General features: G+C 34.9%; 15 protein-coding genes. 5 read left to right on the forward strand and 10 right to left on the reverse strand.

Annotated elements, in window-relative coordinates; genetic code table 11:
- Positions 1-56 precede the first annotated feature (56 nt).
- The 3 genes from ACMGGO_RS09440 to ACMGGO_RS09450 form a co-directional block, all read right to left on the reverse strand.
- Positions 57-479, reverse strand: a complete 423-nt coding sequence (locus ACMGGO_RS09440) for a hypothetical protein (RefSeq protein WP_066037268.1) — start codon at positions 477-479, stop codon at positions 57-59.
- Positions 480-621: 142 nt separating this feature from the next.
- Complete coding sequence (locus ACMGGO_RS09445; protein ID WP_048392543.1) at positions 622-1,197, reverse strand: GNAT family N-acetyltransferase; 576 nt, start codon at positions 1,195-1,197, stop codon at positions 622-624.
- Positions 1,198-1,213: 16 nt separating this feature from the next.
- Positions 1,214-2,080 carry an AraC family transcriptional regulator gene (locus ACMGGO_RS09450; RefSeq protein ID WP_066037269.1) on the reverse strand — a complete coding sequence of 289 codons (867 nt, stop codon included), beginning with the start codon at positions 2,078-2,080 and terminating at the stop codon, positions 1,214-1,216.
- A 267-nt stretch (positions 2,081-2,347) separates the two neighbouring features.
- On the opposite strand from ACMGGO_RS09450, the gene ACMGGO_RS09455 reads away from it, so the two are divergent.
- Positions 2,348-3,103 (forward strand): class I SAM-dependent methyltransferase, encoded by a 756-nt coding sequence (locus tag ACMGGO_RS09455; protein WP_066037270.1) that lies wholly within the window; start codon positions 2,348-2,350, stop codon positions 3,101-3,103.
- Between the two features lie 47 nt (positions 3,104-3,150).
- On the opposite strand, the gene ACMGGO_RS09460 is transcribed toward ACMGGO_RS09455, so the two are convergent.
- On the reverse strand, positions 3,151-4,344 hold the full coding sequence (locus ACMGGO_RS09460; protein WP_083225348.1) for a Ger(x)C family spore germination protein: 1,194 nt from the start codon (positions 4,342-4,344) through the stop codon (positions 3,151-3,153).
- Between the two features lie 142 nt (positions 4,345-4,486).
- Here ACMGGO_RS09460 and ACMGGO_RS09465 point away from each other — a divergent pair, with 142 nt between their 5' ends.
- Positions 4,487-4,870 carry a VOC family protein gene (locus ACMGGO_RS09465; protein WP_131520058.1) on the forward strand — a complete coding sequence of 128 codons (384 nt, stop codon included), beginning with the start codon at positions 4,487-4,489 and terminating at the stop codon, positions 4,868-4,870.
- 161 nt (positions 4,871-5,031) lie between these two features.
- Here ACMGGO_RS09465 and ACMGGO_RS09470 read toward each other — a convergent pair whose 3' ends face one another.
- Positions 5,032-5,946: a class I SAM-dependent methyltransferase gene (locus ACMGGO_RS09470; protein ID WP_387254409.1), complete on the reverse strand. Its 915-nt coding sequence runs from the start codon at positions 5,944-5,946 to the stop codon at positions 5,032-5,034.
- A gap of 134 nt (positions 5,947-6,080) precedes the next feature.
- Between ACMGGO_RS09470 and ACMGGO_RS09475 the strand changes: the two genes are divergently transcribed.
- On the forward strand, positions 6,081-6,515 hold the full coding sequence (locus ACMGGO_RS09475; RefSeq protein WP_112118491.1) for a hypothetical protein: 435 nt from the start codon (positions 6,081-6,083) through the stop codon (positions 6,513-6,515).
- Positions 6,516-7,905: 1,390 nt separating this feature from the next.
- Here the strand turns inward: ACMGGO_RS09475 and ACMGGO_RS09480 are convergent.
- The 3 genes from ACMGGO_RS09480 to ACMGGO_RS09490 form a co-directional block, all read right to left on the reverse strand.
- Positions 7,906-8,640 carry a class I SAM-dependent methyltransferase gene (locus tag ACMGGO_RS09480; protein WP_048392554.1) on the reverse strand — a complete coding sequence of 245 codons (735 nt, stop codon included), beginning with the start codon at positions 8,638-8,640 and terminating at the stop codon, positions 7,906-7,908.
- A 294-nt stretch (positions 8,641-8,934) separates the two neighbouring features.
- Positions 8,935-9,459 (reverse strand): hypothetical protein, encoded by a 525-nt coding sequence (locus ACMGGO_RS09485; RefSeq protein ID WP_103118271.1) that lies wholly within the window; start codon positions 9,457-9,459, stop codon positions 8,935-8,937.
- Positions 9,460-9,702: 243 nt separating this feature from the next.
- Complete coding sequence (locus ACMGGO_RS09490; protein ID WP_387254405.1) at positions 9,703-11,127, reverse strand: VanZ family protein; 1,425 nt, start codon at positions 11,125-11,127, stop codon at positions 9,703-9,705.
- A 398-nt stretch (positions 11,128-11,525) separates the two neighbouring features.
- On the opposite strand from ACMGGO_RS09490, the gene ACMGGO_RS09495 reads away from it, so the two are divergent.
- Positions 11,526-11,687, forward strand: coding sequence for a hypothetical protein (locus ACMGGO_RS09495; protein ID WP_199768259.1), 162 nt, complete (start codon positions 11,526-11,528; stop codon positions 11,685-11,687).
- A gap of 463 nt (positions 11,688-12,150) precedes the next feature.
- Here ACMGGO_RS09495 and ACMGGO_RS09500 read toward each other — a convergent pair whose 3' ends face one another.
- Complete coding sequence (locus tag ACMGGO_RS09500) at positions 12,151-12,612, reverse strand: DinB family protein (RefSeq protein ID WP_048392558.1); 462 nt, start codon at positions 12,610-12,612, stop codon at positions 12,151-12,153.
- A gap of 174 nt (positions 12,613-12,786) precedes the next feature.
- Positions 12,787-12,990, reverse strand: a complete 204-nt coding sequence (locus ACMGGO_RS09505; RefSeq protein ID WP_048392560.1) for a hypothetical protein — start codon at positions 12,988-12,990, stop codon at positions 12,787-12,789.
- A gap of 246 nt (positions 12,991-13,236) precedes the next feature.
- On the opposite strand from ACMGGO_RS09505, the gene ACMGGO_RS09510 reads away from it, so the two are divergent.
- On the forward strand, positions 13,237-13,746 hold the full coding sequence (locus ACMGGO_RS09510; protein ID WP_054550367.1) for a ClbS/DfsB family four-helix bundle protein: 510 nt from the start codon (positions 13,237-13,239) through the stop codon (positions 13,744-13,746).
- Positions 13,747-14,221 lie beyond the last annotated feature (475 nt).

Genomic DNA, 14,221 nt, shown 5'->3' on the forward strand with positions numbered 1-14,221 from the left:
GCAATTAACCAGCCTATTTTAATAATAAAAAGAGAAAAGCCAAAGTATCAACTACCTCAACAAGTTTTACGTATTGCATCAATGTTTTGACAGTCCATAATGACAGGCCGTGCCATATCATCGATTTGAAGGAAGTACCCGCAGCAGCTTTGCGGAATAAGATAAATAAAGTATATTCCTAGAAATTGGCTGCCATCTGAGAGGTATACATCTACTAAAGTCCCTGGTTCAAAACATTCTAAGTGACTACAAATACAGCTTTGACAATGCTTTTCAATTTGATTTTGTTTCTGATATTTTTTTTCAAATTGGGGACTATTATAATATTTTATTTTATAAGAATCTTCCTCAATAATAGGATGATCTACGCTGGGAGAGTGACCAAAGTAAACATTCTTTGAGTCACAATAGCATTTAGAAAATTTATGATAATTGTTAAATTCCCAATTCATTCGTGTTAAATATCTGTTTCCATCCATTTCTAAAACGCTCCTTTATGATTACAATGTCATGCTAGCATGAGTCATCTATTTCTAGTCTATGTTAAAGAGCCCTTTAGGAGATGGTAAAATGTCCATTTATCTGTACAATATAAGAAAAGACTAAACTCATTAGTAGAGTTTAGTCTTTCAAGTTGTAATCGCCTTTCAATAAGCCATATATCTCTAAATCAACAACACCCTTACCAGACCATAATGAAGCTTGTCTCAGAAGACCTTCTTTTAAAAATCCATTTTTTAACAGAACCTTTTTCGAGGGTTCATTTAAAGGCATGACTTCTGCCTGTATTCGATTAACATTTACCTCTTCCAATAAAAATTTTACGATTGTTGCAACTGCCTCTGATGCAATGCCTTTTCCCCAGGATGCTTCAGCTAAATAGTAACCGATTGTTACCATATCTACTTTTTGATTAAAGTCCATCGCTTCGATAATCCCTACTAGTTTTTCACGCTGTGATATTTCGAAGATCCCCCATTTAATCCTGCTTTTCTTCGTATAATCACGTTCAAAATGGCCAATCATTTTTTGAACAGTTTGAAGGTTATGTTTTGGGATGATGCCACAATACTCAAATACCTTGTCATTATCATAAATAGCAAATAGCTCTTGTATATGTGAGTCTTCAATTTTTTTAAATTGTAAATTAGCTGAATGTAGGGTAGGGAACTGCTTAAATACTTTCTCAATAATCATCGACCTTGCTCCTTTATTATTCTTTAATGGGAATGTAGATTTTCATTTTCATCTCCTGTGGATAGATCGATTGCATGACATCCGTTATTTCAAAATCAGGACCTGTATCGCGCTCATAATTAGAATTCGGCAACCATACTCCGTAAATGAAACGTCTTGTATTTTGAATTCCTTCCGCAGTACCATTCAATGTAAATTCTGCATATTTACCAGCAGGAATTTCAAGGTGGGTGAAGCCTTTCTCTAATTGCTCCTCAAAGATTTCGACTTCCTCTCCTACAATAAAAGAAAACCGGCCATCCTCCTGAAAGTTTGTAGAAATGCCATACGCCATATTAGGGGCTACCTTATGGGAGATTCGTTCATAATATTGCTGCTGACCAAAATCCAAATAAAAGCCAGGGATTTCTGCATAGTATTGTTCGTCTTGTAAGGACGTTTTGTATTCATAGCCTGTAATACGTTTTTTAGATAAGTGAAGTATTTCCGGTCGCTGCATAGGGAGTTCTCCTTCCAGTTTATAATCCAAAAAGTTTATTTTGGTTTGAAATGGTATGGAGTTGGCTCCTTTTCGGTATTTAGCAGGTGTGACACCAAAATACTGAACAAATGCCCGTGTAAATGCCTCCTGAGAACCATATTGAAAGTTGATTGCAATCTCAAGTATATTCTGCGTTGTTGTTGCTAATAAGGAAGCTGCTTCAGAAAGCCTCCTGTTGCGAATATACTGCTGCACAGAAAAACCTGTAATGGCTTGGAAAAGTCGTTGGAAATGAAATGCTGAAAAGTAAGACTGAGAAGAAATATCTGTAATCGTTAACTTTTCACGTAGGTTTTTCTCAATAAACTCTATGGCGTTTTGAATTCTTTCAAAATAATCCATACCATCATCCTTTCTTAACTCAATGGTACCGTTTAATGGGAAGGGTTTTTTGATAATTTGTGCTAATTTGTACATTAAATTGTAATGTATAGGAAATCAATAGAAACATTGATTAAAACAACAATTAAATGTATAATTTAACTAAATTTACAAGAAAGTGAGTGATAGATGATGATAGTCAGCTCTGTTTTCCCATTGAATATAATTAAGGTGCGGGAGAATAAATAGATTAGTTGATTTCTTCCGCAAACAATCGGAGGAGAATATATGTACAAAAATTACGGACCGTTAAGCACAGCACTTTATGATTTTACGAAACCAGTTGGATACTCGCTTGATGGAGATATTGAATATTATCTAGAACGACTGCAAGGTGTAAAGGGGAAGATTCTAGAAGCAGGGGTTGGTTCTGGACGTTTCTATATTCCTTTTATGGAAAAAGGCTTTGAAATAGAGGGAATTGATCATTCCCCAGAAATGCTAGCATCCTGTCGAAAAAGATGCCAAGAACGAGGATTGACGCCAGTGCTGTATGAAGGAAATGTTTGCCAATTCACCTTAGGTCAACAATACGAAGCCATTGTTATGCCTACAGGCTCATTTTGTTTAATTGAAAATCATCAAGAAGCACTATCAGCTTTAACCTCTATGTATCAGCACCTTGTCCCTGGTGGGAGACTCCTAGTAGATTTATTACTTCCTACAGACTGGAAAACAGGAGAAATTACGACATCTTACCATCAAATTTCACAAGATGAAGGAATTGCCCTTGAAAGAAAATCGATTGCCATGAATTGGGTGGAGCAATATACGCTGATGGTTTTAAAATATGAGAAGTGGCAACAAGGCACATTAAGTGATACAGAACTACAAAAGTTTTTATTACGCTGGTATGGAATTGAAGAATTTAAGCTTCTATTACAAAGTATTGGCTTTTCTGCAATAACTTGTTCTGCGAATTATAAGTTCCTTCAACAACCAACTGAAGAAACGTCACTCATAACGTTTGAAGCGGTACGTTAATTAAAATGACCAGTATTCCTTAAAAGAGTACTGGTCATTTTTACGAATTAGTCAAGCTTTAATTTTGTTGCAGTTCCTACTCCTTTTGTATGCACATCGACTTCAATTTGAACTTCAAGATTAGGGTAGAGGGTTTGCCAGTTCTTTTTAATTCGATTCCATGCTTGATAGTCCTCTCGGTGTAATACATTACTAAATTTTAATAAATCGGCTTGATAGGTTTGTTGAATTGTTTGCAGTGTACGTTCTAATCGTTCCTTGATTAGTCTGCTCGTTTCTTTATTTAAAGCATCGATGGTTTTTGATTTTGTTAAATCCAAAGAACAACTTACCTCTGCAACGTTTTGCTCAATATCAAGTTTAATGGAAATTGAGGGTACATCATTTTGAAAATGACCCGTCATTTTAGTAGAAGAATTAATAATTTCTGTTGAGATTTTCCCTTCTTCAGGACAAGCAATAATTTCAAATGTACTTTTTATATTATTATTTAAAAAATTATAGTCTCTGCTTTCTTGTTCTGATAAATAGCCGATGAGCTTATAATTTTTAAAAATAGCCAGTCCACCATATTTTAATTGTGCAGGGCTATCAATTTTTTCTATATTCGAGTTAAAATCTCCAGCATCTGCATCACCGTATATATGAATAGAGGGTAAGACGGCACTATGATCAATACTGCCTAACGATTGAATTAAATCATCAAGAATAACAGATTCTGTTGTGCCCAATACTGCTTCAGAAACCTTTAATGATTTAAACATTTTGCTAGCAGGCACATCCTCTAAAGGGGTTAAAACACTTAATATTTCTTGTGCAGTCGAATCATGAGAAACAATAAAATTAAAATCACTTCGTCCTTCTGGGTCTCTTTGAAATAAATCTAAAATGCTATTCATACCTTCCTCAGCCATTTCTTCACCAATAATAATAATTTGGGCATGCGCATAATAAGGCTTTCTAGGTGTTAGCGCTGTTAATTTTCGAATGGCATCAAATAATGATTTACCTTTTGCATGGTGGGTAAAAACAGGGACTTGAATGCCAGATGCTTTGTTCGAAGCCACTTGACTTGGATTAACAATCTGAACAGAAATTTCGAATTGCTCGTCCGATTTATCCACACCAACAGCCGTAACAATAGCTAGTTCGTTTAACTCCCGCTTATTCCAGCATCCACCTAGTAAAAGAAGTACTGACAGCAATAGGATGAATGATACCTTGTGTTTAATGGTGGACACCTCCTCCAGGAAAAGAAGACATTTCGGATACTATTAAGGATAAGCAAAAGACAGGCAAAATAATCAATAATGAAAATCTCAATGAATCTTTTTGAAGGAGAATAAAATGAAGAAAACAAACTGTGAAATGGAAGTAAGAAAAATGAAACAATCCTTATTTAAAGGTGTAGAGGCCATTTTTATTCCAATAAAAGATCCTAAATTATCGGCTAAATGGTATGAGGAAATACTCGGATTTAAGCTTCAATATATAGAAGAGGGCGCAGCAGTTATGAAAATCACTGAACAATCCCCCACGGTCATTTGCTTAGTAAAAGCTAAGGAGCATCAGCCATGTCATTTTCCAGACAATCACTTTGGTGTGGGGAAATATGTGAACTTCCTCTCTCAAAATATTGAAGAGACCTATTTATTTCTAGTGGATCATCATGTTCAGGTCGAGGCTTTAGAAGGAGAAGGGGACACCAAATTTTTTACCTTCTATGACCCTGATGGGAATCCTTTAGGTGTTTGTCAATCATTATAAGCGGGTCACTGCGTTAACAGTGACCCTAGTAACAAATCTAGGAGGTGTAAGGCTAATTAGCTTTACACTACTATAGTATACTAATTCTCTATATTGAAATAGTTAATTGCCTGGGTAATAAAAAGAAAATTTAGAATTTTATAAAATCAAATGGGGTGGACCTATTTTTTAACAATATGCATGTAATGGATAGTTTCAAAAGCACATAAGTAATCTGTTCGATTTTGAAAATACAGCTCTTGAATCGCTGTAGGAGATAGATGTTCATATATAAGCAAACCTAATCGATCTAGCATCCTCTCCATGTCCTCATAAGCATAGCATGATTTCATTGGTTCACCACCAACTGCGGCCATTTTGACCATGTTTTCTACTCTATTGGAGAGTCCTTTTTCCGTGAAGAGTGTTTCATCACCATAATCCAAAACAATGGAACTACCTGATGGAACTAAGGCAAATAGATGATTGAGTAAACTTGCTAATTCATCTTTTGTTAAATAATAGGACACACCTAACAGACTAAAAAATGTTTTTTTAGATTGAAAGCCTTGCTCTGAAAATAATTGAGATTGAAATTGCTTTGTAAAATCCATTGGTACAAAATGCAGATGATTCAAGAGGGGGAGAGAAGCTTCCTGTAATCTTTTCATTTTGGATTCCTGTGTTGTGGGATAATCCACCTCAAAAATTTCCAGCATGGTTTGTCCTTGTTGCTGACGATATGGAAAAGTATCAAAGCCAGCACCTAAGATGACATATTGCTCGACACCAAGCTGTATTTCGCTATGCAAGACCCTTTCACAATAAGCAGCACGTGCCAAAGGAGTCGGTGAGAGTTGAACTTGTGTAATCCATTTTATTAATTCCTTTGAATCGTCTTTAAACTTTGTAGCGATATCTTTATTAAAAAATTCAATGCCTTGTATCAAATTAGCTTGGATATTTTGATATTCTTCTTGTGAAATCAATTCTTTGGCTATATAATCATCAAAAATTTTCGGCGTATCAAATTGGCTATGGTAGGCTCTACTAAAGGCAGCAACAAATGAAGTGATACTAGATTCCTGTTGATTCATATCAACACTCCTTAACAAAAAATAGGATTCCCCTGGCCAGGAGAATCCTATTATATATAATATTTATTTAAATGTAAATTTTAGCATAAAAACATTTTTTTGTCAAGTTTTAGGCACTGAGAAAGAGGAGTAATATGAAAAAATTTAAAATAGGCTTATCTTTACTCTTAGCAGTAATTGTTAGTGGTATGCTCATTACATGGAAAGATCAAAGCTATTCTGCTATTGATCTATTAGAAAATGCTAATTTTCATGTGGAGAATTCCACTGTTACGCTACATCGTATAGATACAGATACAGAAGATATCTTTTCTGAAATGAAAATATCAAAAGAAACACAGCAAGAATTGATACAGTCTTTTCAACAGGCAACATTCAAAAAAACAGCCATAAAAACTATTGATTACGATTACCGAATGACAATTTCACTCAATACAAGCTACCCGATGTTCATTGATTCTAAAAATAAAATATTGGTTCTCCTTAACACAAATGAAAGCTTTGAACTGATAAAAGATCACGCTTTTTTTAGTCTTTTAGAAAAAGCAACGGAAGATTCACAGAATTAGTTAGTATCCAACACAAGCTAAATAAGTAGGGATACAGCATAGATCTTCCCTGTGAATTATGTAGATGAACCAACTGGGAATGGTGAATTTCACACTTCCTTTTATAGTGACCATTCTGATGAAGAACTCGGTATCTGATATGAGGTGAAAAATAAAGGCACACAACAATTTAACTGGAGTGTCACGGCTTCGGAAGGGAAAATATGGGCTAAAGGTAGAGTAGCTGCTGAAGGACAAATATCTTTACTGGAAAAAGACCTATATAAGTCAGAGGAGCGTGTGCTATAGATGGAGCTGACGGCGTGTTTGATTTGCCATTTAATTAGTAGAGTAAAAAATTTTTAAGAATGTGTAACTTTTTAAAACATCAGCCGTCTAACTCATCAGTAGAATACAAAGAACTAAAGCAAACTAGTAACATTCACTTTTCACAAAAGGGCCAGGATTCACATTTTTTCGTGTTTCCTGGTCTTTTTGTGGTGGTAGTCCTATAATTTAACGAAAAAATAAAGAATTTATGAAACCTTTAGCCTGTTCATTCGTATTGTAATTTGAATCTAAAGCTAGACAAGATTTAGTAAGATTCACTTTCACTTAAAAGACTAGAGCTTACATCATCATGTGAGAGTCTAGTCTTTTTTGTATGGTTGTTCAGATATTGTTCAGAATAATATGTTAATCTATGAAAGAAGATATTTCATAGTCTTCAACCTAAACGCAAAATGGCCAGTTCTCTTTTAAAAGAATGACTGGTCTTTTTGTTTAATGTTCCTTTAGCAGACTTAGATTCTTCAGCATATTTTATGAATAGCACGAAAAAGTTAGTAACTTCACCTATCATAGTTAAAACCATAGAGACCTGTATGGTTGTAACAGCCATGTCTTGCTTTCCCATCACCAAGCGAGAATGATGAAGTGGATTTCACGCTTTCAGCAGAAATTTTTCAGTTAGAGCAGGGAGAGCATTGTTATCAATTTCAGTTTGTAGAAACATACTTTAAATTATGTGAAAATAGCAAACAGTCAACCACCTATACAGTGGGGCTGTCATTGGTAAATGACCCTGTGTCATGAGCTATGGTTAGTCATTTATGAGATTTCATTATTTCTTATTTTAATGAAACTAAGAAAGACTTAAAATTTGATAGAATGATTTATTTTCTCGAAAAAGCATTAATTCCCCCTAAAATCCTATTGGAAAATATTTTAACTTGTTCAGCGCCTCAAGTTGTCGTAGTATTATAACGAATCAAAACTAAGTAAGTTAGTAAGATTCACTTTCACAATAAAACCAGGTGCTCCCCATAAGAGAGCATCTGGTTTTTTGTTTATATACGATATAGCTGTATACTTAGCGATACCCGATCCATATTGCCTAAGCACACAGTGATTATTTTTTCTCAGCTGCAATGATTAAAAACATAGGTCTCCGTAGTTCATCCTGCATGTCCGGAATATTTTTTAGCATTTCCTCTGAAGGCATAGGTTCCTTCACCGCACTTATCGTAAATCCAGCTTGTATTAAGACATTCATATAAGTAGACAGTGTGCGATGGTATTTAATAACATTTTCGGTAAGGAAGGTCGTTTCTCGAATGCCTTCTGTCTGATAATGATCAACTGCCCAATGCAGGCGGTTGCCATTCTCATCGTAGACCCAATCTTGTTCATTGCGTGATGTGTATATAGGATGCTCTACAGAAAAGACAAATGAACCATTAGGTTTTAGATAAGCATAAACCTTCTTACAAAGTGCTTCGAAGGATTGTACATAGTGAATCGCTAATGAACTAATTACTACATCAAATTGAGAAGCGGAGAAATGGATATCTTCGATCGGCATCTTTAAATAGGTAATAAAAGGATCATTCGTTTTTTCCTGCGCTTTTTGCAGCATTTTTTCTGATAAATCCACACCAATTACTGATTTTGCCTGTTGTTCACGGGCATAGCGACAATGCCAGCCGAAGCCACAGCCTAGATCAAGTACGGTCTTATCCTGGAAATCTGGAAGAAGTGCTTTTAATACGTGCCATTCACCTGCCGCGTCTAGTCCTTGAACAGAACGTGGCATTTTTTCATATTCGGAAAAGAAATTGATTTCATCATATTTATTTTGTTTCATGTATAGAACACTCCTATCAATTAAGTTCGCCCCCTAAATCTACTGACAACCTAGGAGGCTAGCTATCTTCTTCTAACCATTGTTCCACCTCATGTAACTATTTTTTTTACTATAACACATGATCATTCAGGCGTACCTAAAAAATAGGAGAAGAACAGACTTGGCGTCACTTGATTATGAGTAAGAAATAAATAATAAGTATTAGAGGAAGCTGAATACACTCCTCGTCAAATCAAAAAGATCCCATCTCTAAAATTTAGAGATGAGAGCTAATGTCCTTTATATACTTTTAATCTAACCACTCAATTGAACAATCGTTAAGGAGCGGTTAGCATAACTAGCGACGAAGGAATCTGAAGCTGCACTGGCTCCCACCAAATCCCCTGCGGCTAATGTAGCTTGGACCACATAGGCCGAGCTACTTCTATTGACAACATTAAAGACTGCAATGCCGTTTAGAAAAATCGGTTGACCATTGACGGTAATGCTAACTGTGAAAAATGGTTGATCAGGATCAGGGGCTGCTGTTGCTTGCGCATTAATCGAAATGGTGATTTGATAGACACCGTCATTTTGAACGACCAATTCATTCCCAGATGGGCTAACCGTAACATTTGATAGCGCACCAACCACTTGGAAAGTGACGGGTGTTGGATCAGGTGATAAAGGGCCCAATGTATCTCCTCTAAGGGATCCGTACGCTAAAACACTTCGATCTGGTGAAGGGACAGGAACAACAGGACCAGGAAGTGCAACAATTTTTGGAAAATATTTCATTTCATTTGGACAACAGTTCTGACATGTATGTTTACCGAACATTCTCTAACCCTCCTTTATGCTCTCAATATAAATATTATATTCAACTCTCTTATCTTTAATTGAACGGACACCTAGGCTACAGATTAGATAAAATCTAAAAACACTAGTATTTTTAAGTAGTTATTTGTTGATGGTCTCCATTTTGTTAGAAGTATTCCAAAGTTTGAGATGTTATTTCAACTCATATAAAAAGAAAGCCCAGTATCAAGTCTGGGCTTTCCTTAGTTAGCGGTATCAAAAAAGCTACTTTCTCGCCTGAATCAAGGTGAACCAACTTTTTCCATTTAATGTACCAGAAACTCTGTATATGGGTTGATAGAAATCTTTTGTATCATACATATACGAGAGCTCTATTAAATCGACAGTAAGCTGATCGCCTTTTTTTATCAACAGTTCTTCTTCTGTTACGAGTGCATTATATTTTATCTGTGGAAATTCGCCCTTTTTAATTCGCTCATACACCTCTGCAGGTGACAAAATATTTACTTCACGGATCAATTGATGCTCATGAATATTATACGATAATGAATACAAACTACCATCTGGTTTCAAACCGAGCTCTACCTCACCAAGCCAATAATCTTGGTTCAATTCAGCTTGGTCAGGAAGCGTCCATTCAAATACGCCATTATCCAAAGCTGTAAACTCCCCATCTTTAGGAAGGAGAGAAAGCTTATCCATCATACTCTTTGCCTTCTTCACAAGTGTCTCTTGCACAGCTAAGGAAGGTTGCACGGGCGTATAAAGATCGTCTGTTAGCGACCAATTTCCCTCTGAATTAATAAATAGCGTATACGAGTTCTCGGCTTTATCTTTCAATAAGAGCTCACGATCACCACTAATATCCTGCCGACTTAACTCTGATAAATCAAATTTCTTTTGCAACAAAGTCTCAACTTCATCTGTATGAATTATTTTTTTATACACGGGGGCAACGGTAGATGCTGTATGTAAATCTAATGAGGTTGTTACATCAACATCCGACATATTTGATTTTGTGTAGGCATTAATTGCTAAATGACCAAATTCCTGTTGAGCGTAGACAATCATCATGCCAATAAAAATCAAACCCATCATGAGAGGAATGGCTAGGTTACCGATCAAACTTTTCATTTTTATTTTTTTATGCTGAACAATGGAAGATCCTAGTCTATATAACTGGTATCCAATAATCCCACCAAGCGAGTTGTTGATTAAGTCATCAAGCTCGAAAATCCCTGCTCCTGTAAGTGTTTGATACGTTTCAATGGATAAGGTTGCCATCACCACTACAGGAAGAAGCCATTTAAACAATTTAAATTTAGAGAAAAGTAAAGGTAAGAAAATGCCTAGTGGCACAAACATTAAAATGTTAAAAATACAATTTTGAAGATCACGTAACGAGTATTTCTTCCATGCATCTATATAGCCACTAAATGGTTGTAGATTCATTTGCATGAAATGGGAAGAACCACGCCCAAAAATCGTTAGTTCACACACAAATACAATATAGCCGATAAAGAGTGCTACAAGTATCAGTTGCTTAAAGTTTATTTTTTTTCGATTTGACTGATGTTTTTTATGATAGAGGAAATAATAAAGTCCAATAAGTAAGAACTCAGCACCAACTATAAGGATGACTGGCAACATTAAAATTCGAATGTTATTCATAATATCTGTAACGCCCAAGACAAGATGCTCCTAACTATGTTAATCTATTGTCGACTTTTCTTATTGTAAATGGTAATTATTAATAATTATTGAGAAAAATTATGAAGATTTCTTAAGATTTTGTAGCATATCTACTTGAGGGAAAATGCTTTTATTTTCCGTAAAAAAGGGGAGGAACAGTCTAGGGATTATCAACAAAGTTTGTGAAAATTGCACGTTTAGAGGCAAAGACAAACCTTGCTGTTTCGATTTATCAGCATAATTTTATGGGCAATAAAGTATAGGTAGGCGTTTTTTATAAGACTTCCGTTGTATTGTCTTGTCAGTCCTTGTAATCAAAATTGACATAAACAATTGTCAGAAAATATCAATATACCCTATAATAAATAAAAAAGCTGAGAATAAGAGGTGAACTTATGGGGAAACCAGTAGATTACAATCTATTTCCGGGTTATCAAAACACACTTGACTCCAGACTTGATGAACGTAAAGAAGAATTTATTGAGGAACTAGAAAGAGCAAAAATTGATGGACATATACTTGAATTTGAGAAAGCACCAGAAGAATTGCCCCAATAGTAAGAGCAAAGCATCTTGAAAAAAGATGCTTTTTTCTTTTATTTGGAGCTTGTTTATATGTATAAATTGGGCTTTTCACTGCAAGGAGCTCTTCCTTTTTAAGCGATAATAATTGAGAGAAATGTCAATAATCAATAGGATGTAGAGTACACTAAATACATTTAAAATTAACGAAGGCAGAGGGAAAATGACCTCTCTAATCAATATTAACCAAATAGTGGTTGATACTAAAACAATCGCATCCAATAAAATAACCATAGTATGTTTGTAAGCTTTAAAAATAAAATTAAATACAACTAGCCTTACTATAAGTGGCGTTGTTAAGAAAAATGAATAGATCTGTGTAATTTCTTCAAGGCTCACATGCATCTCCCTTTGGTGTTATTTGAGTTAAATAAGCGGCAGCACATAAAAATAGGACTATTAACAGTAGTCCTATTTTAAGAGTATAGCATATAAATGTCTATTTTTCCATTTTACGTAAATAGGCGAGCTGTCCAATATGATAGGCATTATGGGTAGCGGCATTAGATATGATGGCCCACCATTGCGCCTTCACAGGGAACCCATTTACGATAGATAAAAGTTGCTCTTCCTCAATTAATTCTTGCCACGTAAGTAGGATATGTAATAACTTTTCTTTTAATTCATAGAAAGTTACCTCCTCTTTAACTAGAAACGTATTCGCATTATTTGTTTGCGAAGGAGCCTTCACTTGATTTTCTCGATACCGTATTTGCCAAATTTCATTCCAGTAGATTAGATGCTGGACAATTTCAGCCATACTATGGCTAGAAGAATCGGGTTTCCAAAAGGCTTCTGCTTCAGATAACCCTTCTACGACTTCAGAAAATGAGATATACCAACTTGGGTCATTTGCATTAGCTAAAAGTTGATCTAACAAAATGGTCTTCGCCTCCATCATTCACGTTCCTTTCTTCAAAGTAATTTATTGAATAGTATAACATTTTAAGTTTTAATATACCGATAAAATAGTAGTTCTGACTAGCTTTTATGAATGCAACAATAAAAAAGCTGCAGCTTATTAGAGCTACAGCAAATATAGATGCGGATTTTAACACTAGTTAAAACAGGCAAATCAGCTTCTATTTTCAGCTTTTTCCGATTCTTCTTTTTTACTTCTGAGTAGTAATGCCATGAATAAGAAACTGGCCACCCAAAAGGCAAAGAATAAATTTTCTAGCAAAGCCCAATGACCATTTTTAATATAATTCCAAATGGTTGTAAATAAAAAAATAATGATGAAGAATGCGATATATAAGCATTTTCCGAATGTAGTCACTTCAAGCACCTCTATTATTAATCATCACACATAAGAAAAGAAGAACGTAATAAAACCCTCTGTTTCACTCGTTATGGGTAATACACTCAAGGTTAGTGTGTGTAAATTTTGGTTACTTATACATCCACCGAAAAAATAGAAGGTAACACTTACCATATAACAACTTTTTTAAAAAAATTTCAAAATTAGCGTATTCGCGTTATGTTAGACTGAACTTAAGAAATAGGTGGAAGGGACGGAAATAGAGTGAGACAGTATGCCAACAAAGAAGAATTGATTAGTACGATTAACGAAAAGTATAAAAAATATATTGCCGAATTTCATGATATACCAGAAATCTTGAAAAACAAACGGATTAAAGAAGTTGATAAAACGCCGTCTGAAAATCTTTCTTATCAACTTGGTTGGATAAATCTTTTGCTTCACTGGGAGCAAAAAGAACAAAAGGGCGAAGAAGTACATACACCTGCAGAAGGCTATAAATGGAATAATCTAAGTGGATTGTATAACTCTTTTTATAAACAATACGGAGAGTACTCTTTGAAGGAACAACAATCAATGCTTAATGAAGCTGTCAATCATTTATGTGAGTGGTTAAATACCCTTTCAGAAAAGGAATTATTTGAAGTTGATCAAAGACGATGGGCAAAAACACAAGCTAATTGGCCTGTTTGGAAATGGGTTCATATTAACTCAGTTGCTCCATTTACAAATTTCAGAACCAAAATTCGTAAATGGAAGAAGATGAACCTTTAAAAGATTAGATGTTCCTTACTATTTGACTTTAGCCTTCCACAAATGGAGGGCTTTTTATTATCCACTATGACAACAAGTGCGATGGGTTATGGTACGTTTTACTGTATCTCGATGCTTCCTATGAAGGAGGTGGAAGGGAATCAGTCAAGCAACAATCTTTCAGCGAGCTGCTATTATGGTGTCATGTCAGTCCTTCTCTATAAAAGTAGTGAAGTTTTTTTATGCCGCCGGAACTGAGCTGGTACATTAGCTCATACGAAAATGTAATTACATAATATAAAACTACTATTCGAATGACTATTGTAAAAGATAAATATGTACTATTTTACATAGAATTTAGAATATTCATATTAAATAACAAAGTATTTATTATTTTTCTGTTAAAATTATTATGTTAAACAATATTTTGGTATTGTTTGATAATTACCGATAATTTTGTTAAGAGGATTTAAAACTTATCTTTACTAAACAGGAA

Source organism: Lysinibacillus sp. BNK-21, from assembly GCF_048684915.1.
In the GTDB taxonomy this organism is placed as follows: Bacteria; Bacillota; Bacilli; order Bacillales_A; family Planococcaceae; genus Lysinibacillus; species Lysinibacillus capsici.

What these genes read in the sequence shown, in the direction of transcription:
- ACMGGO_RS09480 (WP_048392554.1), bottom strand. Translation starts at nt 8,640, where the DNA reads ATGAAACAAAATAAATATGATGAAATCAATTTCTTTTCCGAATATGAA.
- ACMGGO_RS09475 (WP_112118491.1), top strand. Translation starts at nt 6,081, where the DNA reads ATGAAAAAATTTAAAATAGGCTTATCTTTACTCTTAGCAGTAATTGTT.
- ACMGGO_RS09445 (WP_048392543.1), bottom strand. Translation starts at nt 1,197, where the DNA reads ATGATTATTGAGAAAGTATTTAAGCAGTTCCCTACCCTACATTCAGCT.
- ACMGGO_RS09495 (WP_199768259.1), top strand. Translation starts at nt 11,526, where the DNA reads ATGGGGAAACCAGTAGATTACAATCTATTTCCGGGTTATCAAAACACA.
- ACMGGO_RS09500 (WP_048392558.1), bottom strand. Translation starts at nt 12,612, where the DNA reads ATGATGGAGGCGAAGACCATTTTGTTAGATCAACTTTTAGCTAATGCA.
- ACMGGO_RS09485 (WP_103118271.1), bottom strand. Translation starts at nt 9,459, where the DNA reads ATGTTCGGTAAACATACATGTCAGAACTGTTGTCCAAATGAAATGAAA.
- ACMGGO_RS09450 (WP_066037269.1), bottom strand. Translation starts at nt 2,080, where the DNA reads ATGGATTATTTTGAAAGAATTCAAAACGCCATAGAGTTTATTGAGAAA.
- ACMGGO_RS09470 (WP_387254409.1), bottom strand. Translation starts at nt 5,946, where the DNA reads ATGAATCAACAGGAATCTAGTATCACTTCATTTGTTGCTGCCTTTAGT.
- ACMGGO_RS09465 (WP_131520058.1), top strand. Translation starts at nt 4,487, where the DNA reads ATGAAACAATCCTTATTTAAAGGTGTAGAGGCCATTTTTATTCCAATA.
- ACMGGO_RS09455 (WP_066037270.1), top strand. Translation starts at nt 2,348, where the DNA reads ATGTACAAAAATTACGGACCGTTAAGCACAGCACTTTATGATTTTACG.
- ACMGGO_RS09440 (WP_066037268.1), bottom strand. Translation starts at nt 479, where the DNA reads ATGGATGGAAACAGATATTTAACACGAATGAATTGGGAATTTAACAAT.